Annotated in this window: 21 protein-coding genes; 9 read left to right on the forward strand and 12 right to left on the reverse strand. The window is 72.2% G+C overall.

Going from position 1 to position 23,879, the window contains the following annotated elements:
• Nucleotides 1–27: 27 nt before the first annotated feature.
• The 4 genes from FH609_RS13865 to FH609_RS13880 form a co-directional block, all read right to left on the reverse strand.
• The gene (locus FH609_RS13865; protein WP_139669308.1) at nucleotides 28–798 is read right to left on the reverse strand and encodes a fused DSP-PTPase phosphatase/NAD kinase-like protein; all 771 of its coding nucleotides are present in this window, start codon (nucleotides 796–798) and stop codon (nucleotides 28–30) included.
• 295 nt (nucleotides 799–1,093) lie between these two features.
• Nucleotides 1,094–2,014: a hypothetical protein gene (locus FH609_RS13870; protein ID WP_319789593.1), complete on the reverse strand. Its 921-nt coding sequence runs from the start codon at nucleotides 2,012–2,014 to the stop codon at nucleotides 1,094–1,096.
• Entirely contained in the window at nucleotides 2,011–4,059 is a 2,049-nt protein-coding gene (locus FH609_RS13875; RefSeq protein ID WP_226961644.1) for a PEP/pyruvate-binding domain-containing protein, read from the reverse strand. The genes FH609_RS13870 and FH609_RS13875 overlap by 4 nt, the downstream gene beginning before the upstream one ends.
• 121 nt (nucleotides 4,060–4,180) lie before the next feature.
• Complete coding sequence (locus FH609_RS13880; RefSeq protein ID WP_139669312.1) at nucleotides 4,181–5,431, reverse strand: GlxA family transcriptional regulator; 1,251 nt, start codon at nucleotides 5,429–5,431, stop codon at nucleotides 4,181–4,183.
• A gap of 70 nt (nucleotides 5,432–5,501) precedes the next feature.
• Here FH609_RS13880 and FH609_RS13885 point away from each other — a divergent pair, with 70 nt between their 5' ends.
• The 3 genes from FH609_RS13885 (at nucleotide 5,502) to FH609_RS13895 (ending at nucleotide 8,604) form a co-directional block, all read left to right on the forward strand.
• Entirely contained in the window at nucleotides 5,502–6,857 is a 1,356-nt protein-coding gene (locus FH609_RS13885) for an APC family permease (RefSeq protein ID WP_139669314.1), read from the forward strand.
• Between the two features lie 93 nt (nucleotides 6,858–6,950).
• On the forward strand, nucleotides 6,951–7,634 hold the full coding sequence (locus FH609_RS13890; RefSeq protein ID WP_139669316.1) for an HNH endonuclease family protein: 684 nt from the start codon (nucleotides 6,951–6,953) through the stop codon (nucleotides 7,632–7,634).
• A gap of 172 nt (nucleotides 7,635–7,806) precedes the next feature.
• On the forward strand, nucleotides 7,807–8,604 hold the full coding sequence (locus tag FH609_RS13895; protein ID WP_139669317.1) for an exodeoxyribonuclease III: 798 nt from the start codon (nucleotides 7,807–7,809) through the stop codon (nucleotides 8,602–8,604).
• A 199-nt stretch (nucleotides 8,605–8,803) separates the two neighbouring features.
• On the opposite strand, the gene FH609_RS31085 is transcribed toward FH609_RS13895, so the two are convergent.
• Nucleotides 8,804–8,962 carry a hypothetical protein gene (locus tag FH609_RS31085; protein ID WP_193317955.1) on the reverse strand — a complete coding sequence of 53 codons (159 nt, stop codon included), beginning with the start codon at nucleotides 8,960–8,962 and terminating at the stop codon, nucleotides 8,804–8,806.
• A 254-nt stretch (nucleotides 8,963–9,216) separates the two neighbouring features.
• On the opposite strand from FH609_RS31085, the gene FH609_RS13900 reads away from it, so the two are divergent.
• Nucleotides 9,217–9,732: a PH domain-containing protein gene (locus tag FH609_RS13900; protein WP_139669319.1), complete on the forward strand. Its 516-nt coding sequence runs from the start codon at nucleotides 9,217–9,219 to the stop codon at nucleotides 9,730–9,732.
• A 27-nt stretch (nucleotides 9,733–9,759) separates the two neighbouring features.
• On the opposite strand, the gene FH609_RS13905 is transcribed toward FH609_RS13900, so the two are convergent.
• From FH609_RS13905 to FH609_RS13925, 5 genes are all read right to left on the reverse strand, one after another.
• A complete protein-coding gene (locus tag FH609_RS13905; RefSeq protein WP_139669321.1) occupies nucleotides 9,760–10,860 on the reverse strand; it encodes an LLM class flavin-dependent oxidoreductase in 1,101 nt (366 codons plus the stop codon).
• A 161-nt stretch (nucleotides 10,861–11,021) separates the two neighbouring features.
• On the reverse strand, nucleotides 11,022–11,246 hold the full coding sequence (locus FH609_RS13910; RefSeq protein WP_139669323.1) for a hypothetical protein: 225 nt from the start codon (nucleotides 11,244–11,246) through the stop codon (nucleotides 11,022–11,024).
• A 306-nt stretch (nucleotides 11,247–11,552) separates the two neighbouring features.
• Nucleotides 11,553–11,753, reverse strand: coding sequence for a DUF397 domain-containing protein (locus FH609_RS13915; RefSeq protein ID WP_139669325.1), 201 nt, complete (start codon nucleotides 11,751–11,753; stop codon nucleotides 11,553–11,555).
• A gap of 177 nt (nucleotides 11,754–11,930) precedes the next feature.
• Complete coding sequence (locus tag FH609_RS13920; RefSeq protein WP_139669327.1) at nucleotides 11,931–12,803, reverse strand: helix-turn-helix domain-containing protein; 873 nt, start codon at nucleotides 12,801–12,803, stop codon at nucleotides 11,931–11,933.
• Between the two features lie 200 nt (nucleotides 12,804–13,003).
• Complete coding sequence (locus FH609_RS13925) at nucleotides 13,004–13,801, reverse strand: GOLPH3/VPS74 family protein (protein ID WP_122182468.1); 798 nt, start codon at nucleotides 13,799–13,801, stop codon at nucleotides 13,004–13,006.
• 634 nt (nucleotides 13,802–14,435) lie between these two features.
• Between FH609_RS13925 and FH609_RS13930 the strand changes: the two genes are divergently transcribed.
• The gene (locus tag FH609_RS13930; protein WP_139669329.1) at nucleotides 14,436–16,814 is read left to right on the forward strand and encodes a serine hydrolase; all 2,379 of its coding nucleotides are present in this window, start codon (nucleotides 14,436–14,438) and stop codon (nucleotides 16,812–16,814) included.
• A 309-nt stretch (nucleotides 16,815–17,123) separates the two neighbouring features.
• Nucleotides 17,124–17,303 carry a hypothetical protein gene (locus FH609_RS13935; RefSeq protein WP_122182466.1) on the forward strand — a complete coding sequence of 60 codons (180 nt, stop codon included), beginning with the start codon at nucleotides 17,124–17,126 and terminating at the stop codon, nucleotides 17,301–17,303.
• A gap of 151 nt (nucleotides 17,304–17,454) precedes the next feature.
• On the opposite strand, the gene FH609_RS13940 is transcribed toward FH609_RS13935, so the two are convergent.
• Together FH609_RS13940 and FH609_RS13945 are read right to left on the reverse strand one after the other, a co-directional pair.
• Nucleotides 17,455–19,197 carry an IlvD/Edd family dehydratase gene (locus tag FH609_RS13940; RefSeq protein ID WP_139669331.1) on the reverse strand — a complete coding sequence of 581 codons (1,743 nt, stop codon included), beginning with the start codon at nucleotides 19,195–19,197 and terminating at the stop codon, nucleotides 17,455–17,457.
• Nucleotides 19,198–19,200: 3 nt separating this feature from the next.
• Entirely contained in the window at nucleotides 19,201–20,316 is a 1,116-nt protein-coding gene (locus tag FH609_RS13945) for an alcohol dehydrogenase catalytic domain-containing protein (protein ID WP_139669333.1), read from the reverse strand.
• A gap of 405 nt (nucleotides 20,317–20,721) precedes the next feature.
• On the opposite strand from FH609_RS13945, the gene FH609_RS13950 reads away from it, so the two are divergent.
• The 3 genes from FH609_RS13950 (at nucleotide 20,722) to FH609_RS13960 (ending at nucleotide 23,841) form a co-directional block, all read left to right on the forward strand.
• Complete coding sequence (locus FH609_RS13950; RefSeq protein WP_139669335.1) at nucleotides 20,722–22,029, forward strand: ABC transporter substrate-binding protein; 1,308 nt, start codon at nucleotides 20,722–20,724, stop codon at nucleotides 22,027–22,029.
• Nucleotides 22,030–22,151: 122 nt separating this feature from the next.
• Nucleotides 22,152–22,994: a carbohydrate ABC transporter permease gene (locus FH609_RS13955; RefSeq protein WP_193317956.1), complete on the forward strand. Its 843-nt coding sequence runs from the start codon at nucleotides 22,152–22,154 to the stop codon at nucleotides 22,992–22,994.
• On the forward strand, nucleotides 22,984–23,841 hold the full coding sequence (locus tag FH609_RS13960; RefSeq protein WP_139669339.1) for a carbohydrate ABC transporter permease: 858 nt from the start codon (nucleotides 22,984–22,986) through the stop codon (nucleotides 23,839–23,841). Before FH609_RS13955 ends, FH609_RS13960 begins: the two co-directional genes overlap by 11 nt.
• Nucleotides 23,842–23,879 lie beyond the last annotated feature (38 nt).

Here is a 23,879-nt window from a genome sequence, read left to right on the forward strand (position 1 = left end):
GGGAGCGTGGGGAAGGAAAGGGGCGGCTCAGAAGAGCGACAGCGAGGCGTTGATGCGGCGCGGTGCGTCAAGCAGGCGGCTGACGCCCTCGACGGCCGTCGGTGGCTGATCGGCGTCCAGGTCGCCCGAGGTCAGGATGTAGTAGACCTGCTCGATGGACGGCGGCCCCACAGCGAGGGTCCGCACCACGGCCTCCCGTGAGGAGGCCTGCCCGGTGTGCACCAGATAGGCGGAGGTCAGCGAGCCGGTCCGGCCGACTCCCGCACCGCAGTGCACATACACCGGCCCCGAGGCGTCCTCCACGATGCTCAGAAAGCGCTCCACCTGTTCGTCGGTGGGCGTCTGGCCGTCCCGGATGGGAAGCCGTTCCACCGCGAGGCCGGCCTCGCGTGGCAGGGCCAGCTCCTCCTCGGAGAGGTCCTCCGCCCGCAGGTCCACCACGGTGTGCACGCCCCGGTCCGCCAGCTCCGCGTAGCCCTCCTCGCGGGGAGCCGAGCCCCGCCAGAGCCGGTCGTCGACGGCCAGGAAGTTGTTGATGCCCGCGACCCTCTCGCCCCCCGCGTGATGTTGGCCCGCCCAGGCGTGCGCGCCCAACATGCCGAGCACGGAGGCCAGCCAGAGGGCCAGGTAACCCAGCGCCGCCACGCCCAGGACCCGCACCGCCAGGCGCAGCGGCGATCGCCGGACCGCCTTCGATGTCGACGTGGTGAGGGGCGGTGGCTCGGGCGTGGCCGTCGCGAGTTCGCCGCCGGTGGGAAGCGAGGGGGAGCGGAATGAGCGGAGAAAGCGCAGATTCATGGGAGAGAGTTCTGGAACTCCAGGGGAGCGGAGAGATCACAGGGGACGGGGAACGTTCCGAAGTCCTCCGGAGATCCGGGGAGATCGTTTCGGAGAGATCGTTTGCGATATTCGGAGCGCGAGTTCCGGGAAGCCCACCACGGAATGGCGTAGCTGTCCAACAGCCCAGGTCAGGGCGTGATCCATTGGCCTTCGCGGTGATCTTCGGCTCTCCGCAGCCGGCACCTGGCGATCCGGAGGAGAGAGGGCGACGTCACATTCTCCCCATGGTTGTCGCCAGGCACAGGCGGTGAATTCACCTTCCGTCGGAACCGCGCTCGCCGAGTTGTCCCTCGCCCAACACCCTGGCCACCGCGCGGTCCGTTCGAGCGTCGACAAGACAGCCGCGCAGGCGCCGCAGGTCGTGTTCCGAGATCGCGGGGCGCAGCACGCCGACGAAGACGTCGCGGTCGAGCCGTCCGAGCAGGCCGTCCTGCCGGGGCGCGGAGGTGGCGCGGCGGCAGGTTTCCCAGAGGGCGTCGGCCGCCTGCGCGGATGCCAGCGGGTCCTCGTTGTTCCGCACCTCGATCTCGAAGACCACCGAGGTCGCGGCCGACGGAGGGGCGTTCGACCGTCGGGTCTGGGTGGCATCCGAGATCACGTTGACCAGGAGGACCGCCCCCAGGGCTGCGGCCACCAGGCCAGCCGTCACCAGCAGGCGTCGTCGTGGCCCTGGCGGCCGCACCACGGGTTCCTCGGCGAGCCACGGCCCGTGCCCCCGCACCCCGCCTGGTGGTGCCGTCAACCGTGCCAGTCGGCCGGCCAGCCGTCGTTCCGCGCTAGGGCGTGCACTGGCGGAGGCCACTTTCTGAACAATGAGGGCCAGGCCGGAGAGCGCCGCACCGGTCGCCATCAGCACCGGCACAAAGACCGTCAGCCGGTCGCCGTCGCCACCGTCCAGCCATCTGAAGCGCGTGCGACCCTCCGTGCGGGACTGTTCCAGTCGACGTAGCACGGCCTCCGCGCGGGCATCCGACTCGGTCAGTCGTTGATCAAGCCTGCCCATGCGGGCCAGCAACACGGTCCCCACCAGAAACATCTCGATCACCAGCAGCAAGACCCCGCACAGCAGGGCGCGTTGCCACTCCCAGCGGTAGAGGTAGACCACCAGATAGACGGCCGCTCCTCCGGCGGCGAGCCCACCGAGCAGATAACCGGCGTAACGCAGTGGCCTCATGCCCTCACCGTCCCGGTGGTGCCATCGACCGACAGCTCGGTGCCCGGCGGAAAACGTTCCACCGCATCGGGGACGCCCACCGCCGCCGGCACGCGGTACTCCCGGGCCAGCACGGCCAGATGCGACAACACGCTCCCGGTCTCCGCGACCAGGCCGCACAGCCCCGGCAGGCGGGGCGCCAGATCGGGGTCCAGGGTGCGGACCACCAGGATCGCCCTCGCCGGGCGCTCCCCGGTCCCGTCCCAGGCCACCCCGGTGCCGAAGCCGCCGCTTGCGCCCTGCCCCGTCAGGCCCTCCGCCGGGTCCGCCACCGTCAGCCGTTCCGGCACCGGCTCGCCGTCGGCGGAGAGCCGGAAGGCGGTGGGCAACTCCGGTGACCAAGGGCGCGGTTGGCGGTCTGCGGTCTCCGCCGGCGGTCCGCCGGCGTCGAGCGCGGCGACCAGTTCGGGCCAGCGGAGCACGGTCGCGCGCCCCAGCGCGTTCTCCACACCGGCCGCCGTCCAACGCGCCGTGCACTCCCGCACCACCCGCGCCTGCAACTCCTGCACCCAACGGATGCGCAACCGCAGGCCCTCCCTGGGCGGCAACGCGCCCACTCCGCGCGGCGCCGCGCTCAGCCCGGTCACCTCGGGCAGGCTCGGCTTTGTGGCCAGGGCGGGCGGCGAGAGGGCCAGCAGCACCGGGTTCTCCCTGATCAGGCGGTCGACGTCGGATGCCTCGGACGGTTGACGCGTACGGCGTTCGGCCAGCAGCGCCAGCGCCTCCCCGGTGGCCGTCGCCCCCCTTCGCTGCCCGCCTCCGTCGCCGGTCCTTCCGTCCAGCAGCGCACCCGCAAGGGACTCCTGGGCATGGAGGGACACCAGAACGCTGCGTGCCCAGAAGAGAGCGTTCATCAACTGGCCGGTGAGGAGCTTCTCGGGTGCGGGGAGGCCGGCCAACTCGCGGTCGATGTCGGCCATCAGGTCCAGTGCCAACAGGGGAAGCGCAGTACGCAGCCTTCCTGTGCGCCAGGCGGCCAGTGCTCGTCGTGCTCCGGGGAGCGGGTTCAGAAACTGGAGCCAGGGATGGCTCGACCCGACGGTGCCGAGCAGCCTCAGGTCGGCGACCGCCCGTCCGCGCACGGTCAGTACCGTGGGACAGTCGCGCAGCGCCCGTCGCGACGCGGCCCCGGTGATGTCCAGTGCCAGGCTCAGTCCCTGAGCCATGGGCTCGACCCAGAGGTCCTCCTCCAACGGTTGCAGGACTCGGGGGAATGTTTCGGCCACCGGCCCGGGGCCCAACAGCCGGGCCCCCGGTGCGGCCCGGGCCGACATCGCCGTGATCGGGCGCGCCTGGAGGAGCCAGAGCCGGCCCTCCCCGTCGAACGCGAACTCCACATCCTGTGGACGGCCGAGCGCTCGCTCCGCGTCGCGAGCCAGCCGCGCGAGCCGGCGCAGCCGTCGGCCGTCGAGCGGCGGCTCCTCGTCGTTCTCGGCCGCTCCGCGCTCGACGACCCGTCCGCGCCTGGTCAGTTGGTACCGCACGCCCTGGCGCGAGCCGTCCACGAGCCGCTCGGGGCCGCCCGGCACCGCGCTGACCACGATGCGGTCGGGCCGCCCGGACACCGGGTCGGCTCCGAAGAGCACGCCGCCGACCTCGGAACGCAGCATGGGCTGCACGAGAACGGCCATGAACTCGACCTCGGCGGTGACAGAACGGGATACCCGACCCACCGCCTCGACAAAGGGCGCCCAGCCCCGCACGTCGAGTACGGAGAGGAACCGTCCCGCCATCGAGGAGTCGGCGGAGTCCTCGCCCCGGGCCGATGAACGCACCACAAGCGCCGGCGCGTTGAGTGCTTCCTGGGCGCGCCTGATGTGTTGCGCGCCGGTAAGCGCGCCCCTCGGCGCCTGGTCGTGAGGAACCAGTGCGAAGCCGGGCAGCACCGGCAGCCCCGCCGCCAGGGCTTTGGCCAGGTGGGCGGCCTTTCCGCCGACCACCGACGGGTCGGTGGCGGGGGCGGAGTCGAGTGCCACCAGCGCGAGCTGGTCCGTCTCGCTGACCACGGCGCACCTCCTCCCGGGCCAGCGTTCTCGGGTCCTCCGCACCGCGCCAGCCGGGTGGGCCGTTCAGCGCAACCTCACCATCACGCAGCGTGGTCGACGATTGTCAGTGGGGTGTGGTTTGCTACTCAGCGTCAATCGGTGGCCTACCGAGAGGAGTCAGGGCATGTGGGGGGAGAACGGCCGTGTGGTGGGGCTGGTGCGTGGTTGGGCGGGTGTGGTCGCCCGCAGCTGTCGCGGGTGGTGGGTGCGCGTCCGGCGCGTGCTGGTGTCGGCGCGGGGCGCCGAGGGGGCTGGCGGCCCGGTGGCGGAAGACATGCCGGTAGGTGGCGGGGGAGACGGTGGTGATGCGGCGGAAGTGGTGCCTCAGGTTGGCCGCCGTGCCGAAGCCCGCCCGGTGCGCGACGGCCTCCACCGGCTCGTCCGTCGTCTCCAGCAACTCCTGGGCCAGCCGCACCCGTTCCTGCGTCAGCCAGCGCAGCGGGGTGATCCCCAACGTGTCGCGGAAGCGCCGCGCGAAGGTGCGCTCGCTCAGCCCCGCGACCCGCGCCAGCTGGGGCACGGTCAGCGGCCGGTCGAGCCGCGCCCTGGCCCAGTCCAGGGTGGCGGCGAGCCCGTCGCCCCCTCCGGCTCGGCCGGAGGGCCGGGCCAGCGGCTTGGCGAACTGGGTCTGGCCGCCCTCGCGGTGCGGAGGGACGACCATCCGCCGGGCCACCTCGTTGGCGACGGCGGCGCCGTGGTCGCGCCGCACCAGATGCAGGCAGAGGTCGATCACGGAGCCGGTGCCGGCGGAGGTCAGGATGGCGCCGTTGTCGATGTAGAGCGGCTCGGGGTCGAAGTCCACGGCCGGGTAGCGATGGGCGAAGTCGCTGGCGTTCATCCAGTGCGTGGTGGCCCTGATCCCGTCCAGGAGTCCGGCCTCCGCGAGGACGTACGCGCCGGCGCAGAGGGAGACGACCCGGCGCCCCCGCCGGTGCGCCTCGCGCACGGCGGCGACCAGCTCCGGGGGCGGGACCAGCTGACGGCTCCGCGCGCAGGCGGCCACGACGACGGTGTCGGCCTCGGGGAGCGCTTCGAGGCCGTGCGTCGTGGGGACGATCAGGCCGCTCGCGGTCCGCAGCTCACCGGGTTCGCCGGCGCAGAGCAGCAGCTCGTACCAGGGGTCGACGAGGTCGCTGCGGTCCAGCCCGAAGACCTCGCAGGGCACGGCCAGTTCGAAGTCCGGCGTGCGGTCGGTGACGGCCAGCGCGACCACATGGCGGCGGCCCGGGGACCCGGTCGCCCCCGGACCGGTGGAGCTGGCGGGCGTCGGCGCGGCGCCGCCCGAGAAGCCGGAAGACGTTCCGGAGGCCCCGGGCGTCGTGAGGGAGGTCATGGCAGGAATTTAGCGCCCTCCGCCGTTTCTGCCACTGGCCCGGAGCGATCCCGCGACGAAGGCTTGGGCCATGACAGGAGAATCGAGCGAAGTCGGGGCGTCCGGGGGCCGGTTGGGCGTTCTCCAGGGGACGGCCCTCTATGTGGGCGCCGTCCTGGGCACCGGAGTGATCGCCCTGCCCGCGCTGGCGGCCGAGGCCGCCGGGCCCGCCTCGCTGTTGGCCTGGCTCGCGTTGGTGCTGCTCTCCGCGCCGTTGGCCGGCGCCTTCGCGGCCCTCGGCGCCCGACATCCGGACGCGGGCGGCGTCTCCACCTACGCCCGGATCGCGTTCGGCGAACGTGCCGCAGTCGTGGTCGGCTGGTGCTTCTTCTTCGCGATACCGCCCGGCGCCACGGCCGCCGTGCTCTTCTTCGGGGACTACGGGTCGGCCGCGTTGAACGGCGGGGCGACGCACTCCGCGGGAGCCGCCGTTGCCCTGATGGTGGCCGTGGTCGCGGCCAACACCGTGGGGCTGCGGCTCACCGGCCGACTCCAACTGGTGCTTGCCGCGCTGTTGGCCGTGTTGTTGCTCTGCTCCGTGCTGCTCTCACTCCCCGACATGCGCTGGGAGAACCTCCAGCCGTTCGCGCCCCACGGGTGGGCGGCCATCGGCTCGGCAGCCACGCTGCTGGTGTGGAGCTTCGCCGGCTGGGAGGCGATCACCCACCTCGCCGGCGAGTTCCGACACCCGTCCCGGGACCTGCCCCGGGCGGCGGCCGCCGCCGTGCTGGTCGTCGGCCTGCTGTATCTGTCCGTGGCCTTCGCGGTGGTGACGGTGCTCGGCGCGGGCGCCGCTCGGTCCGACGCCCCGCTGGGCGATCTGATGGCGCGCGGCCTGGGAGGACCAGCGCAGACGCTGGCCGCCCTGGCGGCCCTGCTGCTGACCTTCGGAGTCGTCAACACCTACCTCGCCAGCGCGGCCAATCTGGGCGCGGCCCTGGCGAGGGACGGAGCGTTGCCCGCCGCACTGAGCCGGGGCGGGGCGGCGGGCGAGGTCCCGCGCCGGAGCCTCGCGGTGGTCGCGACGCTGGCGCTCCTCCTGCTCGGAGTCGTGCTGGGCGTCGGCATCGGCCCGAAGCCCCTGGTGTTGATGACCACCGGCATGTTCGTGACGGTGTATGCCGTCGGCGTGGCGGCGGCGCTTCGCCTTCTGCCACGGCGGAGCGCGGGCTGGTGGTCGGCGCTGGTGTCGCTGGTCGCGGTGTCGGCCCTGGCCCTGATGACCGGCCCCTACCTGCTGTGGCCGGGGGTCGTCGCGCTCGCGGCGCTGGGGTATCACCGCCGCGCCGGCCGCGATCGCCGGGCGGCGTCGGAGGGCGGAGGACCTCTACCGGGGAGGCGCGTGACCGGAGAACGCGCCCCCGAGATCGATCGCGAGCCGGTCTGAACACCAGTCCACCTTCTGTCCGTTCGACCGGGAGCGGTACCTTGCCGCAGGCGGGGAAGGCTCCCCGGGGGCGACGGCTGGGAGGCGTGGGGCATGGCACGGCGATCGTGGGCGACAAAGGTGGCGGCGCTGGCCGTGGTCCCGCTGGCCCTGACGGCCGGGTGCGGGCTCGAAACGGAGCCCGAGCCGCACGACGACGCGGAGGTCCTTCCGTCCGAGGCCCCCCTGGAGCTGCCCGGCCTGCCGGACGCGGACTCGGCCCGGGAGCAGCTGGCCGCGCTCACCGTGGCCGAGCCCGCCTCGATGGAGGGGTACTCCCGCGACCGCTTCCCCCACTGGAGCACCGAGGACGGCTGCACCGTCCGCCAGCAGGTGCTGCAACGGGACGGCGAGGAGGTGCGGGTCGGCGACGATTGCCAGCCCACGTCCGGCACCTGGCTCAGCCCCTACGACAACGTGACGGTCACCGAGGCCGGCGAGGTGGACATCGACCACATGGTCCCCCTGGCCAACGCCTGGCGCTCGGGCGCGGACGAATGGAGTGACGACGAACGGGAGGTGTTCGCCAACGACCTGACCCGCCCGCAGCTGCTGGCGGTCACCGCGCGCAGCAACCGTGAGAAGGGCGACCAGGGACCTGACACCTGGGTCCCCGAGGCCGACGCGTTCCACTGCGTCTACGGTCGGGCCTGGACGGCGGTCAAGCATCACTACGAGCTGACGGTCACCGAAGCCGAGCGGGACACCCTCACGGAGTTGCTCGACACCTGCGGCTGACCGTGACGGTGACGCCTGCCCGGCGGTGCCCACGGATCGGCCGCCGGGCGCCTGGACGCAAGATCGTCCTACGTGACCAGCACGGACGTTTGTTACGGTGCCTCGGCCCGGGCGGTGCTCGGGCAGGTTTCCTCGGGCACACGACAGCTCGGGCACAGAAAGCGAGAGATCCGTGCTCACCGTGACAAGCGTCAACGTCAACGGCCTTCGGGCGGCCGCCAAGAAGGGGTATCTGGAGTGGCTGTCCGGGTGCGCCGCCGATGTGGTGTGCCTCCAGGAGGTCAGGGCGGAGGAGGCTCAACTCACCGAGGAGGTGCGGCGCCCGGCCGGTTGGCACGCCCGCTACGCGCCGGCTGCGGCCCGGGGCCGAGCCGGGGTCGCGGTGTTGACCCGACGCGAGCCGGATGCGGTGCGGGTCGGCTTCGGGGCGCCCGAGTTCGAGGACGCGGGACGCTATCTGGAGGTGGACCTGCCGGGGACCACCGTGGCCAGCCTCTATCTGCCCTCCGGCGAGGTCGGCACCCCGCGCCAGGACGAGAAGGAGCGCTTCATGGAGGCGTTCCTTCCCTACCTGGTGAAGCTGCGCGCGGCTGCGGCCGGTGGCGGTCGGGAGGCCCTGATCTGCGGCGACTGGAACATCGCACACCGGGAGGCCGACCTGAAGAACTGGCGTGCCAACCGGGGGAACTCCGGCTTCCTGCCCGAGGAACGGGCCTGGCTCTCCCGGGTGTTGGGGGAGGAGGGCGGCTACACGGATGTGGTGCGCGCGCTGCACCCGGACCAGGACGGCCCCTACACCTGGTGGTCCTACCGGGGCCGCGCCTTCGACAACGACACCGGCTGGCGGATCGACTACCAGATGGCGACGCCCGGGCTGGCCGAGCGGTGCCTCAAGGCCGAGGTCGAACGGGCCGCCAGCCACGCCGAGCGCTGGTCGGACCACGCACCGGTGACGGTGGTCTTCGACTGACGGCGCCCTCGCCCGCGCCGTCGTTCCCCGTCCCGCCCTGATCGGGACGGGGTCGCACCGGTGGCGATGCTCGACGGTGGGCTGGGGCCCGGCCGGTGTGGTTCCCCTGAGTCGACGCGGCTCCTCGGCGGGGCGGGCGCCGATGCGGGCCGGCGCCGATGCGGGCCGGCGCCGATCCGAGGCGGGCCGGGCCTGAGTGTCAGTGGTTCTGGCCCAGGCCCTTCATCCGACGGTCGAGATCCGACAGTCGGTTGACCTCCTCCAGCCGCTCGCTGAGCGAGGGGCGGGAGTCCTGGGAATCCGTGGCCGGGGCCGACTCCTGCGGTCCCGCCGGCGGTTCGGCACTGCTGCTGCTCATCGGGGCTCCTGAGGGTGGGAGTTGAGCGAGGGAAGAATCCCCTTGTACGACCACCATCCAAGCAGCCTGATGCCGGATGCAATTGCGTCTCACACTTTCAACACAGTGGCATATGCCGGGAGGAGGTACCCGGGGCTCGCCTTCCCGGTATCCGGGGTGGATGTGGGGCATAGCGTGTTTTTCCCGTTGGGCTCTCGGGGAGGGATAGCGCCGAGGCCCGGGAGTGGCCCGGCGCCACGAAGCGAGGGGCCAACGTGAACGCCCAACCTGAGCACGCGCTGGGGGCGCGCGTCGGGGAGCACCCCACGGACAACGCCCGCCGGCGCACCGCCGTGGTGTGGTCGCTCCTGGTCGGGGTGGTCGGAGTCGCCGCCGGGATTCCCATCCTGCTGGCCACTTTCGACCGCGATGACACCAGCACCGGGTCGAACGTCCTGCCCGGTGCCGTGTTGGGCATCGGCCTGCTCGGGCTCGGGTTCGGCCTCACCCGGCTGGTCGCGCTGGTGCGCGGCAGGGGCGAGATGTTCGTGCTGTACCAGGGCGGACTGGTCCACCAACGGCTCGGCCGGCGGCGGGTGATCGGCTGGCCCGACATCGCCTCCGTCCGGCAGAAGGGCCCACGCCCGCCGCTGGCATATGCCCTCGGTAATGACGTTGATCTTCGCGTGCGGCTCCGTGACGGCGGCCGGTTGCGCGTCACCGGCTACACCCGGAACGCCCAGGAGCTGGCACAGGCTCTGGCCCAGGCCGCCCCCGGCGCGCGGGGGTGACCCGGACTCGCCTGCCGCGAGGCGGCGTCAGCGGGTCAACGCGTAGGCGTCGGCGATCAGTTCGTAGCTGCGCAGCCGGGCCTCGGGGCTGTGCGCGTTGGCGGTGATCATCAATTCCTGCGCTCCGGTGCGCTCCACCAGCTCGTCCAGCCCCTTGGTCACCGTCTCCGGGGTGCCGTAGACGACATTCGCCAACCAGCCGTCGACAAAGTCCCGTTCGACCGGGCTGAACGGATAGGCGGCGGCCTCCTCTGCCGTCGGCACCAGCCCGGGCCGGCCGGTGCGCAGCCGGATCATGGTCAACGCCCCGCTGAGAACCTGGGCGTGGGCCGCCGCCGCGTCGTCCGCCGCCAGTGCTGAGACGCCGATCAACGCATAGGGCTCGTCCAGGACTTCGGACGGCCGGAACGAGGCGCGGTAGAGGTCGAGAGCGGGAACGGTGTTGGCAGCCGAGAAGTGGTGCGCGAAGGCGAAGGGCAGCCCCATGCGCCCCGCCAACTCGGCGCTGAAGCCGGAGGAGCCCAGCAGCCAAACCGGCGGCCGCGCGGGCGACTGCACCCCGCCGGGGGCGCTTCCCTGCACCGGACCCGGGACGGAGTGAATCCGGCTGTACGGGTGGCCGTCCGGGAAGTCGTCGTCCAGGAAGCGGACCAACTCCGCCAGCTGGCTTGGGAACTCATCGGCTCCGTCGGCGCGCCCCCGCCGCAGTGCGGCGGCCGTGGCGCTGTCGCTGCCAGGTGCGCGCCCCAGCCCGAGGTCGATCCGGCCGGGCGCCAGCGCCTCCAGGGTGCCGAACTGCTCGGCGATCACCAGAGGCGGATGGTTGGGCAGCATCACTCCGCCGGACCCGAGCCGGATGTGCTCCGTGTGCGCGGTCAGCCGGGCCAGGATCACCGCCGGTGAGGAGCTGGCGACCCCGGGCATCGAGTGGTGCTCGGCGACCCAGAAGCGGTGATAGCCCCGCTCCTCGGCGCGGCGCGCCAGCCGGACCGTGTTGCGCAGCGCGTCTCCCGCGGTGTGTCCCGCGCCGACCGTGGCGAGGTCCAGCACGGACAACGGCACCGGTGCGCTGCCTCGGCGCACCCCTCGGATCTCGTCCCGTTCCGTGCTTGTGGCGCCCTCGGTCACCGCGCTCGCCTCCTGGTCCGTTGTCCGCTGTGGGGAACGCGTCCGGTTCCCCTCCAGGCGGCAACCCGGGCGGGCGACGGTTCATTCCGCCGCGCGCCCGGGTTGCCAGGACCGTGAGGTACCGCACGTCGCAGGGCTGTGCGGCGGCGTGCGGACGGCCGTCAGGGCAGATACCGCTCGATCGCGGCAGGCCCCTCCTCCGCCAGCAGCTGCCTGGCCTCCTCGACCAGTTCCGGCGTGGGCTCCCGGCCGCTGAGCCGCACCAGATCCTCGGGGTCGACCGGCCCCTCGGCCCCGGTGTGCAGCAGCCGGTCGGGCGTCGGGAGTTCCGTGTGGCGCCGCTCGTCTGACGCACCTGACTCGGGTGATTCGGGTGACTGGGGCATAACACCTCCCTGCCCGCCAGGGTAGGCGCATCCCGCCGCCCCCGCCATCGCGGTGAGGACGGGCGGGGTGGCCCCGGCGTCAGCCGGGACGAGAGGCGGGACGGCGGTGCGGTACGGGACCGGTGGCTTGGGACGGGACGGTGCCGAGGGTGTGCGCCCGGAACGCCCCCGTGGTTCCGGGTGCACACCTTCGGCGGACCGGCCCGGGCGTCGGGGTGCCGGGTGTGCCGTGCCCCGCCGGCTGGCCGGGCCACGGGCACGGGCATGTGCCCCCACGCCAGGGTGGTTGTCGACTGCTTCAGCCCGTCAGTCCTGGGCCAGTCGCACCCCGGCCACGAAGGCCGACCAGGCCCCTACGGGAAAGCCCAGGCGCGGGCCGGCGGGAGCCTTGGAGTCCCGCACCGCCAGCAGGTCACGTGCCGGGGAGCGCACCTCCACACAGGCGCCCTGGCCGGCCGAGTGCGAGGACCGGGTCCAGGAGCGCGTCTTGCCGTGTTCAATTGCCATGCCAACTCCGGGTCGTGACGTTCGACAGGAAACGCCGTGACCGTACTGGCCGGCAGGCCCATCGCCGGAGTGGTTTCATCCGAGCGGGTGATTAATTGCCAACTTGCCTCTGGCATAGGCGAGTTGGAGTGTAGAGTGCGCGGCTGCCCGCGTCCTGGGAGCGGGGCCCCGAGGGACTTACGAACGTTGGCGGTCGAACTCCTCGGCCAGTTGCAGCACGAAGCGCCGGGTCTGCTCCGGGCTGTAGGCCTGGGCCCGGAGGTGCTCGTACATGATGCTGTAGTGCTGTACGTCGTGCGGCTTCTCCAGATAGAGGTCGTTGGTGCCGCCCTCCAGGTAGATCACCGTGGTGTCCGCCGCCTCGGAGAACTCCATGATCGTGTACTGGCCGTTCACGCCGGGGTGCGCGCCGGCGGAGAACGGCATCACCTGGAGCGTGACATGCGGCAGCCGCGAGCACTCCTCAAGCCGGCGCAGCTGCTCCGCCATGGTCGCCGGGCCGCCGACCGCCCGCCGCAGCGCCGACTCGTCCACCACCGCCCACAGCCGTAACGGCGTGCGGTCCTCCCAGATGCGTTGCTGCCGCCGCAGCCGCACCTGCACCCTGCTGGCCACCTCGTCCTGGCCGACCTCGGGCAGCGCACCCGATATGACCGCGCCGGCGTACGCCGGCGTCTGCAACAGCCCCGGCACGACCTGCGGTTCGTACACCCGCAGCGAGGACGCGTCCGTCTCCAGCCCGATATAGACGCTGTAGCTCGGGGACAACTCGGCGAACGCGTGCCACCAGCCCTGCTGGCGCGACTCCTTCGCCATCTGCATCAGCGAGTCGACCAGCTTCGCGTCCTCGACCTCGTAGACCCCGCACAGGTCGCGGACGTCCCGAGGGCTGATGCTGCGCCGCCCGTTCTCCAGTCGGCTGATCTTGGACTGGGACACCAGCAGCCGGTCGGCGACCTCCTCGGCCGTCATGCCCCGGTCCTCCCGGAGCCTCCTTAACTCCTGCCCCAACCGACGTCTCCGAACAGTCGGATTGACGTTCCCCGACACTCCAGGCCCCTCCGTCGATCTCCAGGCGACCGCTTGATCGCCACTGCCCTGAAGCCTGCCACCACGTGCGGTGCGTCCGCTGGCGTTTCGCGACAGAGGGTGCGCGATCACAAGCACGGGGTGTGGTGACGGGCCAAGGGGCACCCGCCACCACACCCCGCGCTCGCTATGCGGCTCCCGGTGCGGTCACTGTGGAAGAACTAGTGCGACAGCGAAGGACGTACCGCGGCTCGGGTGACTCCTCTCCGCCTGCCCTGTTCGGAAACCTGTGGTGACTGTCCGACCACGCTCATCGCCGCGGTCGCCGGCGTGCGCGCTCCTGCGCGTGCGCCGGCGCTCGTCGGTTGTGAGCGCCGTGCGGCGGCGGCCTGTCCCGCCACCCCGTTCTGCACGTCCATGACAGCGTGAGCGACGAGCCCACCCATGGGATCGTGCCGGATCAGATCCCGGAGCCTGGAGCGCGACGACCGCCCCTCGTTCCCGGGATACAGGTGCTTGCCGAGCCCGACCGCGTGCGCAAGTGCCGCAAGGGCGGCGGTCCTGGCGTCCGGTGGGGTTCCGGTGCGGATCGCGGTGTCCAGCCGAGCCCGGATCTGCCTGCTGACCGCCGTATCCGTCGCCTGATACCGGGTCGTTGGCAGCACTCCGCACATCTGGTTCTCCACCGCGTGCACCATGCCGCAGCGTTCCAGATGCGAGAGATAGGTCTGGCGGAGCCCGAGCCTGGGTCCGCCGATCCAGTGGACGGCGCGCACCGGAGAGCCGCGCCTGCGCAGCAGTTCCAGCGCCGAGTCCAGGGTTGGATCTCCGGTCGGCCGTGGCAACACCACGGCTATTCGGTCCCCATCAGGGGCTATCCGGCCTGCCAGCGCCAGCTCGACGAGCTGCGCCCCGGCCAGGCCGAGGTCGAGCGACTGCGGCTGCGCCGTGGTACCCGTGGTCGGGTCCAAAGCGAGAAGCAGCAGCTCCTCCGGAATGGTTCTACGACTCCTGCCCATCCATGCCTCCCCGCGTGGATGAAAGACAGGGTGACGCCTCTCACATTGTTCTGTCGAGAGCGCGTGGTCGCTTTGACAGGGAACCCGTAGATATGTCGTTAACGTCCTTGGGGGAGAAGAGCGCGAATGGGCCACGGCCGGCATGGCGTACCGAGGTGCACAGGAACCGGCAAACTGGTAGGGACCAGCAGCCAGTTCATTCAAGGGTCGTTGCGAGGAGGCATGGGTGTCGGGCAAGTCCCCGGACAGGTCGGATCGGGATCGGGAGCGAGAGTCATCGGAGAAGACGTCTGAGGACCCCGGAAGGGTTCCACAGGACGCGAAGGTTCCCGGGGACGAAAGCGGGAAGGCCGCCCGGGAGGCGGCTCGGAACGACGCTCAGGGGGGCGAAGGAGGGGGTTCCGGGATAGCCGGAAGCGACGCGGAGGAGTCCGAAGAGGCTGACGCGGCCGGGGAGTCCGCTGAGGCCAGCGCGTCCGGTGGGGACGGCGCGTCCGGTGGGGACGGCGGGGCGTCGGGCGAGGGGGAGTCCGCGACGGACGAGGGGGAGCCGGCGGCGGATGAGGAGGCGGACCGTTCCTCGGGCGGGGCGTCGGGCGCGGATGCGGACGATGTCCCGGACGAGGCGACGCGGATGCTGCGGCTGCCCGCATCCGACCGTGCGGGGGCGGCGGAGGGGGACGAGGAGACGTCCGGTGGTGAGGACCACCTGACGACCGAGCTGCGGGTGCCGGCGGACGCCGGCGACCGGGGCACGACCGAACTGCGCTCCCTCCTGGGCGACCAGCACGAGAAGGGCCAGCACGAGAAGGGCCGGGACGGGGAGAAGTCGTCCGGGCCCGAGAGGGACCGGGCTGCCGTGCACTCGCCGTCCTCGAGCGAGGACGAGGACGAGGACGGCGAGTCCGGTGGCGACGCCACGACGATGCTGCGGCTGCCCGACTCGGCGGACGAGGCGGACGACCACGCCACGCGGATGCTGCGGCTGCCGCCGGCGGAGAAGGAGTCCGGCGACCGGTTGACGGCGCAGGTGCGGGTGCCGTCCGAAGGCGCGGACGCCGACGCGGACGGCCCGGGGAAGGCCGATGCCGTCGATGGCGCCGAGAAGAACGTCAAGGGCGCCGACGCCGCCGAGGAGGACGAGGACGGCGAGTCCGGTGGCGACGCCACGGCGATGCTGCGGCTGCCCGACGCGGAGGATCGCGAGGCGGACCGGAGTGGCTCTCCGGATGTCACCGCGATGCTTCCCGTGGCGGAGGAGGAGAGCCCGACCGCTCCGGAGGCGCCCGTCAAGGGGGGCGAAGCCGCCAAGTCCACAGAAACCAACAGCCCGGAGCCACCAGCCCGGCCAACCGAGCCCCCCAGGCCGACGCGGCCCGCCGAGTCCGCCGACGAGCCCGAGGGCTCGGACGAGCCGCAGGACTCCAGGAGCTCGGAGCCCGAGAGGGGCCAGGAGTCCAGGGGGGAAGAGGACGCCGAGGAGGAGCAGAAGGACCCCAGGAGGGAGAGGGACGCGGAGGGAGAGAAGGACTCCTCGGACGAGGCCGACGGGGCCCCGGCCGCGCCGCCCGCCCCCGCCGCCCCGCCGAAGCCGGCCGCCGCGCCGCCCAAGCCCGAGGCCGCCGCGCCGGAGCAGCCCGAGGCCGCTCCGCCGAAGCCCGAGGCCGCCCCGGCGCCCGCCCTGCCGCCGAAGCCGGAGGCCGCGCCGCCCCCGGCGGACGCCGACCGCGACCCGCTGGAACTGCTGGCGGCGCTCACCAACAAGCCCGCGCCCCCGCCCACCCCCCTGCGCACCCTGGCGCGCCGGGTCAAGATCTGGACGCCGCTCGCGGTCCTGCTGCTGATCGTCTTCGTCGTGGCACAGGTGCTGCGCCCGTTGCCCGAGCCGGGACTTGAGCTGACGGCCGCCGAGACCTACACGTTCGAGGGCGAGTTGGCCGGCGTGCCCTGGCCCGAGGAGGGGCAGGCGCAGCTGGACGTGCAGGGGCTGGGTTCGTTCGGCTCGTCCGGCGAGCAGGAGCCGGTGCCGATCGCGTCGGTCGCCAAGGTGATGACGGCCTATGTGATCCTCCGCGACCACCCGATGGACCCGGAGACGGACGGCGCCGCCATCCCGGTGGATCAACAGGCCGAGGACGACGCGGCGTTGAGCGCCGACGGCGAGTCGACCGTCGAGGTGGAGGCCGGCACCGAGATGACCCAGCGGGAGGCGATCCAGGCGATCATGATCGCCTCCGCCAACAACGTGGCCCGGCTGCTGGCCCGTTGGGACGCCGGCTCGGAGGAGGAGTTCGTCGAGAAGATGAACGAGGCCGCCGCCGAGCTGGGCATGACGGACACCGTCTACACCGATCCGAGCGGGCTGCGCGAGGAGACCGTCAGCACGGCCGCCGACCAGGTGAAGCTGGCCAAGGAGGTCATGAAGGACCCCTTCTTCCGCGAGATTGTCCGGATGCCGTCCTACGAGGACAGCCGGGGTCAGCAGCACTACAACTACAACCAGCTGGTCCCGATGGACGGGGTGATCGGCATCAAGCCCGGCACCACCACCGTCGCCGGCGGCAATCTGATGTTCGCGGCCGAGCAACAGGTCGGCGACACCACGCAGTTGATCGTCGGCGCCGTGCTGGCCCAGCCGCCGCACCCGTCCGACAACTCGATCCTGACCGGGGCGTTGACGGCGGGGCGCGAGTTGATGCGGTTCGCCCAGGGGGAGTTGGTGGCCGAGCCGCTGCTCTCCGCCGGCGACGTGGTCGGCGAGGTGGACGACGGCCTGGGCGGCGGGGTGCCGTTGGTGGTCACCGAGGATCTGCCGGTGGTCGGCTGGCCCGGGCTCGAGGTGCGGCTGGAGTTGGTGGAGGACCCCGACGGGGTGCCGGGTTCGGCCGAGGCGGGCACCGAGGTCGGCACGCTGCGGGTCGGCGAGGGTGACAGCAGCGTGGAGGTGCCGGTGGCCCTGGGCGAGGATCTGGCGGAACCCGGGTTCGGTGCACGGTTGACCCGGATCACCTGATCCAGAACGGGCGTTGACGGGCGGTTCCGATCGAATGTGATCGGAACCGCCCACGCCCGTCGGGGACCCTTCGGCCGGTCTCCGCCCTCTGCGCCTCGACTCGCCGTGCTACGTGGGCCGTTGACCGGCTCCGGGCGTGCGCGGGGCCCCCGGCGCGGGGCTGCCGGGTGAGGGTGCCGCACGCTACAGTCGGAGCCCGCGTCTGCTGGGGAAGCGTGCGAACGTGTGAGGGGGCGCCGGTGGAATGTCCTTCTTGCGGCTCGGCTGAGGGCCGCAGGCTCAACAACGGCAACTGGGTGTGCGAAGACTGTGGCTCGGTCACCGCAGGATGAGGCGGCGTGGCTGGATCTCGACCCGGCCACCAGGGCGAAACTGGACTTCCTGGACCCGGAGGACTTCACCGTGGGCCCCACCGCCGAGGGGGCGGCCCAGTGGGAGCGGTTCACGGCGATCCTCGACAAGGCCGAGAACTACCGCCCGCCCCACTGAGCCAGGTCCGGGCAACACGCTGAGCCAGGGCGGGCAACGCACCGAACGAGGGCGGACGACGCACCGGGCCCACCGGGCAACGGCACCGGGCCGGCCGGGGAACGCGCCCCCGGCGCCTGGTGAACGGACCCGCCGCCGGGAACGCGCCCCGTCAGTGCGAGTGCCGGGGCACCGCGTCGCCGCTGCCGCCGACCAGGAAGTCGAGGTCGGCGCCCTCGTTGGCCTGGGTGACGTGCTCCACATAGAGCTTGGCCCAGCCGCGCGTCGGCGGCGCGTCCACGGGAGCCGGCCTGGGCTCCCGCGCCCGGGCGGCCAGTTCCTCCCGGTCCACGTCCAGGTCGAGCCGGCGAGCGGCCACGTCGATCTCGATCCAGTCCCCCGTGCGCACCAGCGCCAGCGGTCCGCCCACCGCCGCCTCGGGGGCGACGTGCAGCACACAGCTGCCGTAGCCGGTCCCGCTCATGCGGGCGTCGCTGATCCGCAGCACGTCGTTGACGCCGGCCTCCAACAACACCTTGGGCACCGGCACGTTGCCCACCTCGGGGAAGCCGGGGTAGCCGCGCGGGCCGGCGTTGCGGACGACGATCACGGTGCTGGCGGTGACCGGCAGCTCGGGGTCGTCGGCGTCGGCGATGTAGTCCTCGACCCGGTCGTAGACCAGCGCCTGCCCCCGGTGCTTGAGCAACTCGGGTGAGGCGGCCGACACCTTGAGCACCGCGCCGTCCGGCGCCAGGCTGCCCCGGAGCACGACGGTGCCCTCGCCGGCCGGGCGGAACGGTTCCCCGGCGGTCCTGATCACCTCGCGGTTCCAGCACCGCGCGCCGTCGGTCTCGGTGGCCATGTCCCGCCCGCCGACGGTGACGGCCTCCCGGTGCAGCAGCCCCATCCCGTCCAACTCCCGCAGGACCACCGGGAGTCCGCCCGCGTAGTAGAAGTCCTCCATCAGGAAGCGGCCGGACGGCATCAGGTCGACGAGCACCGGCACCTCGGTGGTCAGCGCGTCGAACTCCGCCAGCGACAGCGGCACGCCGACCCGCCCGGCCAGCGCCAGCAGATGGACCACAGCGTTGGTCGAGCCGCCGAGCGCCGCGTTGGCGCGGATGGCGTTCTCGAAGGCGTCCCTGGTCAGCACCTTCGAGGGCCGCAGGTCCTCCTCGACCAGCGCGACCGCCCGCCGCCCCGCCGCCTGGGCCAGGGCGTAACGGCGGGCGTCCACGGCCGGGATGGCCGCCGATCCGGACAGCTGCATTCCGAGCGCCTCCGCCACGCAGGCCATGGTGGAGGCGGTGCCCATCGTCATGCAGTGGCCCCGGCTGCGGGACATGCAGCCCTCGGCCTCCGCGAGGTCGGCCGCGTCCATCCGGCCGGCCCGAACCTCCTCGCTGAGCCGCCAGACGTCGGTGCCCGAACCGATGTCCCGGCCCTGGAACTTGCCGTTGAGCATCGGCCCGCCGGTCACCATCAACGCCGGCAGGTCCACGCTGGCCGCGCCCATCAGCATCGCCGGGGTCGTCTTGTCGCAGCCGGAGAGGAGCACCACGCCGTCCAGCGGGTTGGCCCGGATCGTCTCCTCGACCTCCATCGCCATCAGGTTGCGGAACAGCATGGTGGTCGGCCGCATCAGGGTCTCGCCCAGCGACATCACGGGGAACTCCAGCGGCAGCCCGCCGGCCTGCCAGACGCCGCGCTTGACGTAGTCGGCGACGTCCCTCAGGTGCGCGTTGCAGGGGGTCAGCTCCGACCAGCTGCTGGCGATGCCGATGACCGGCCGGCCGTCGAACACCTCCGGCCCCAGGCCCTGGTTGCGCATCCAGGAGCGGTGGATCATGCCGTTGCGCCCCTCGGCGCCGAACCATGCCGCGCTCCGCCGCGTGCCGTCCCGTTGCTCGCTCATGCCCTACCTCCGACGTTCCTTGTTCGGGCTCCCCGGCTTCTGCCCAACCTCTGAACCAGTTTCGGACCCGTTTCGACCGCTGTCGGTCGGGTTGGCCGCGACCAGGATCTTGATGTGGCGGCCGCGCTCGGCGCCGGTCAGCACGTCGAGCCCACCCGTCACGGCGTCCGCCAGCGCCACCCGACCGGTGATCAACGCGGCGGCCGCCTCCGCGTGTTGGGCCAGGAAGGCGAGCGCGGGCCGCAGGTCGGCCGTCGTCTGGTGGGACATCGAGCCGACCAGCGTCAACTCCCGCTTGGCCGCCGCCGCCAGGTCGAACGGGACCGGCGCCCCCGGCAGCCCGGCCAGCCCGACCGTTCCGCCCGGCCGGGCCGCCGCGCAGGCCAGGGCGAAGCCGGGCCCGGTGCCGGTGCAGTCGACGGTGAGGTCGGCGGCGGAGGCGGGCGGGTCCAGGTCGGCGCGCCGGGTCGACAGCCCCAGGGCGCGCGGGACGGCCAGCCGCTCCTCGCCGACGTCGGCCAGGGTGACCGCGTCCCCCTCGGCGCGCAGGATCAGCGCGGTGGCCAGGCCGATGGAGCCGGCGCCGACGATCAGCGCCTCGCGCCCGCCCGGCCGGCCCAGCCGGCGCACCAGGTGCCAGGCCACGGCGAACGGCTCGGCCAGCGCGGCCACCGCCGGGTCGAGCCCCGCCGGCGCGGCCACCACCATCCGGGCCGGCACGGTGACCAGTTCGGCGAGCCCGCCGTCGGCCGACATCCCGATGTGCCCGAAGTCGGGGCACAGATGGTAGGCCCCGCCCGCGCAGAGCGCGCAACGGCCGCACGGGATCAGCGCGTTGAGGGCGACGAGCGCCCCCGGCGCGAGCCCGGTCACGCCGGCGCCGACCTCGTCGACGAAGCCGGACACCTCGTGCCCCAGCACCACCGGCGCCCGGCCGCCGGTCACCGGGTGCGGCCGGGTCGGGATCTCGATCGGCCCCTCCCGGTACTCCAACAGGTCGGTGCCGCACAGTCCGCACCAGGCGACCGCGACCCTGACCTGTTCGGGGCCCGGGGCCGGCGCGTCCGGAACGGTCTCGTACCGGACGTCGCGCCGGCCGTGCCACCGCACTGCGCGCATCGGCCATCTCCTCAGCTGGTCTCTCGCGGGCTCCCGTGGACGACGCCCCGTCGCCCAACGGCGCCCCCGCCGCCGGAAGGCGCCCCGTCGCGCGGGCGCGCGCCCGAGGGCGGCCGGGCCGCTGGGAGCGCTCCCCACCTGGCCCTGCCCAGGCGCGGACCTCCCGGAACCCACCCGTAGACACTAGTTCGCCACGGTCGGGCGGAAAGGGGTGCGGACCGGACGGATGGGCTGCGAATAGGGGTCATCCGCTGCCGCGATAACCCATGACACACCGGTGTCCCGGGGCCGACTGTCGCTCGTCAAGGCACCCGGGCCGGTCTGGCGAGGACCAGGTCCCGTCGGGGCCGGTCAGGGCCGATCAAGGGCCAATCAAGGGTCATCGGAAGTCAGTCGGAGGCGTCAATGGTGTCGCAATCACAGCCCCGGCGGCCGAGCCGGCGGCAGCTGCTGCGGACAACCGCGCTGGGAGCCGCCGCGTTCGCCGCCGCGCCCGTGCTCAGCGCGTGCGGCGGCGGGTCGGGAGGTTCGTCGGGCAAGGCGACGGTGCGGGTCTGGCACTGGTACGACCAGCAGCGCGACGAGTGGCCGCGCCTGGTGGAGGAGTTCCAGGAGGCCAACCCCAACATCAGCGTGGAGGAGCGGCAGTTCGGCGACCCGGACAGCTACCTTCCCGCGCTCCAGGCGGCGGTGGCCGCCGGCGATCCGCCGGAGATCTTCGCGCCGCACGTGCTGGCCATCGAGTACGGCAGAGCCGGCATCTCCGCCGACCTCAGGAGCGACCTCGGCGAGGACTTCCTCGGTGGCTTCTTCCAGTCGGCCAACGACCTCTTCGTGGACGATGGCAAGCAGTTCGGCCTGGGCTGGATGGCCCAGACCTTCGGGATCTTCTACCACCCGAGGCACTTCGAGAACGCCGGCGTCGACATCCCCGAGACCTGGGACGACCTGATCGAGGCGGCCGCCGCGATCCGGGCCACCGGCGTCGAGCCCTGCGTGCTCTCCAACAACCCCGGCACCAACGGCCTGGACTTCTTCCTGCCGTTGATCACCCAGGTCACCGACGACCCGCGGCTGCTGCTCGACCTCGACCTCCAGCGGAACGGGGCCTCCTGGGACTCGCCCGAGGTGGTCGAGGCGCTGGCGCTGGTCCGCCGGCTCCAGGACGAGGGCGCGTTCGCGCCGAACCCCAACGGGATCACCACGGCCCAGGGCGAGCAGATGCTCTACACCGACCGGGCCGCGATGCTCTTCATGGGCTCCTGGGTCCCGCAGGACTTCGTGCAGGACGCGCCGCCGGAGTTCGTCGAGGAGTACCGGGTGATGAAGACGCCGGCGCTGACCTCGGGCGCCCGGCACTGGTGTTCCAACCAGGCGGGCGCGGCCTTCGCGGTCAGCGAGACCAGCCCGCACAAGGAGGCGGCGCTGGACTTCCTGCGCTTCCTCTACGAGCCGGAGCGCTATGCCGAGGTGATGAACAACTCCAACTCGATGCCGGCGACCTCGGCCGCCGCCGAGCAGGTCGCCGACCCGGTGCTGGCCGAGATGACCTCCTGGCTGCTGGACGGTGACGGCGCCCCGCACATCCTGATGGGGCCCGGCTCCTCGGACTCGGCGGCCAACGCGGTCTCCGCCGTGATCGACGGCTCGTCCGCTCCCGAGGCCGCCGCCGCCGAGATCCAGAGCGGCGTCGAGCGGGCGGCGAACCGCTGATGGCGGTCGCGCTCTCCAGGACGCCTCGGCGCCCCGGGACGTCACGGCGTTCCGGGGCGCCACGGGGCGGCGGCCGGGGCAGGTCGGCGGCGCTCGCCGGCTACCTCTTCGTGCTGCCGACCGTGGCGCTCTTCTCAGTCTTCGTCGCCTATCCGTTCCTGCGGTCGATGTATCTGAGCCTGACCCGCTGGTCGGGCTTCGGCACCCCGGAGTTCGTGGGTCTGGAGAACTTCGACAACCTGGTCTCCGACCCCGTGTTCTGGGACGCGTTGACCACCACGTTGGTCTTCACGCTGGCCTGCACCGTGCTCCAGACGGCGGTGCCGCTGCTGTTGGCGGTGCTGCTCAACCGGGGGTGGCGGCTGGGCGTCGTCTTCCGCACGGTGATCTTCGTCCCGGCGGTGGTCTCGTTCGTGGTCACCGGCTCGCTCTGGCAGATGGTCTACGACCCCAACTTCGGCCAGTTGAACCAGTTCCTGGAGGGCATCGGGCTCGGCTCGCTGGCCCAGCCGTGGCTCGCCGACACCAGCACGGTGCTGCCGGCGCTGGTGGTGGTCTCGCTCTGGCAGGCCGCCGGGCTCTATATGTTGATCTATCTGGCGGGCCTCCAGGGCATCGACCCGGTGCTCTACGAGGCGGCCAGGATCGATGGGGCGACGGCCTACCAGCGGTTCCGGCATGTGACGGTGCCCATGCTGCGCCGGGTGACGGCCGTGGTGGTGCTGTTGAACGTCGTGAACGGGTTCAAGACCTTCGACGTGATCTATGTGATGACCGGCGGCGGCCCCAACCGGGCCTCCGAGGTGCTGGGCACCTATCTCTACGGCCTGGCCTTCGGCTCCTCCGCCGGCGCGGTGCCGTCGTTCGGCTACGCCACCGCCATCAGCATGGTGGTCTTCGTGCTCTGCCTGCTGGCCACCCTGGTTCAGGTTCGGGTCAACCGGAAGGCACGCGATGTCAACTGAACAGCTTTCCAGGGCCGCCAGGCCCCCGCGCGTCCGGATCGCCCGGGTGTTCGGCTATCTGCTGCTGATCGTGATCTCGGCGGCCTCCGCCTATCCGCTGCTGTGGATGCTGATCACCTCGGTCCGGCCACGGAACACGGTCTTCGGCGGCGGGTTCCTCCCCGACGAGTTCACCTTCGACGCCTATCGACAGGCGTGGACCGACCTCAACTTCCCGCGCCACTTCATGATCACGCTGGTGATCACCGTGATCACGGTGCTGGGGGTGGTCGCGCTGGCCACGCTGGCCGGCTACGCCTTCGCCCATCTGGAGTTCCGGGGCCAGCAGTTCATCTATGTGACGCTGCTGAGCACCATCATGCTGCCCGTCACCGCCATCGTGATCCCGCTCTTCCTCGAACTGGACGCGCTCGGACTGCTGGGCAGCCAGACCGGCCTGGTGCTGGTCTACATCGGAACCTCGGTCCCGTTCGCCATGTTCCTGATGCGGGTCTTCTTCGAGACCCTGCCGCACGAACTCGTCCAGGCGGCGCGGGTGGACGGGGCCGGCGAGTTCGCGATCTTCGCCAGGGTGATGCTGCCGCTGGCCGCGCCGGGGGCGGCCACGGTGGTGATCTTCCAGTTCATGAACACCTGGAACGAGTTCCTCTTCGCCCAGACCTTCCTCAAGACCCCCGAGCAACTGCCCCTGCAACCCGTGCTCTACGCGGCGGTCGGCCAGCACTCGACCGACTGGCCGCTGCTCTGTGCCTCGCTGACCATGTCCATTCTGCCGATCATCATGGTGTACATGCGGATGCAGCGGCGCTTCGTCGCCGGGATGACGCTCGGCGCCGTCAAGAGCTGATCCGCCGTCGAGGCACGCCCCAGAAAGGAAAGACGGAC

This window comes from Streptomyces sp. 3MP-14, assembly GCF_006334905.2.
Taxonomy (GTDB): domain Bacteria; phylum Actinomycetota; class Actinomycetes; order Streptomycetales; family Streptomycetaceae; genus Streptomyces; species Streptomyces triticirhizae.

Coding starts and splice junctions, on each gene's coding strand:
- FH609_RS13865 (WP_139669308.1), bottom strand. CDS start 798: ATGAATCTGCGCTTTCTCCGCTCATTCCGCTCCCCCTCGCTTCCCACC.
- FH609_RS13950 (WP_139669335.1), top strand. CDS start 20,722: ATGGTGTCGCAATCACAGCCCCGGCGGCCGAGCCGGCGGCAGCTGCTG.
- FH609_RS13945 (WP_139669333.1), bottom strand. CDS start 20,316: ATGCGCGCAGTGCGGTGGCACGGCCGGCGCGACGTCCGGTACGAGACC.
- FH609_RS13870 (WP_319789593.1), bottom strand. CDS start 2,014: ATGAGGCCACTGCGTTACGCCGGTTATCTGCTCGGTGGGCTCGCCGCC.
- FH609_RS13885 (WP_139669314.1), top strand. CDS start 5,502: ATGACAGGAGAATCGAGCGAAGTCGGGGCGTCCGGGGGCCGGTTGGGC.
- FH609_RS13910 (WP_139669323.1), bottom strand. CDS start 11,246: ATGCCCCAGTCACCCGAATCACCCGAGTCAGGTGCGTCAGACGAGCGG.
- FH609_RS13915 (WP_139669325.1), bottom strand. CDS start 11,753: ATGGCAATTGAACACGGCAAGACGCGCTCCTGGACCCGGTCCTCGCAC.
- FH609_RS31085 (WP_193317955.1), bottom strand. CDS start 8,962: ATGAGCAGCAGCAGTGCCGAACCGCCGGCGGGACCGCAGGAGTCGGCC.
- FH609_RS13925 (WP_122182468.1), bottom strand. CDS start 13,801: ATGGGCAGGAGTCGTAGAACCATTCCGGAGGAGCTGCTGCTTCTCGCT.
- FH609_RS13960 (WP_139669339.1), top strand. CDS start 22,984: ATGTCAACTGAACAGCTTTCCAGGGCCGCCAGGCCCCCGCGCGTCCGG.
- FH609_RS13890 (WP_139669316.1), top strand. CDS start 6,951: ATGGCACGGCGATCGTGGGCGACAAAGGTGGCGGCGCTGGCCGTGGTC.
- FH609_RS13880 (WP_139669312.1), bottom strand. CDS start 5,431: ATGACCTCCCTCACGACGCCCGGGGCCTCCGGAACGTCTTCCGGCTTC.
- FH609_RS13930 (WP_139669329.1), top strand. CDS start 14,436: ATGCTGCGGCTGCCCGCATCCGACCGTGCGGGGGCGGCGGAGGGGGAC.
- FH609_RS13940 (WP_139669331.1), bottom strand. CDS start 19,197: ATGAGCGAGCAACGGGACGGCACGCGGCGGAGCGCGGCATGGTTCGGC.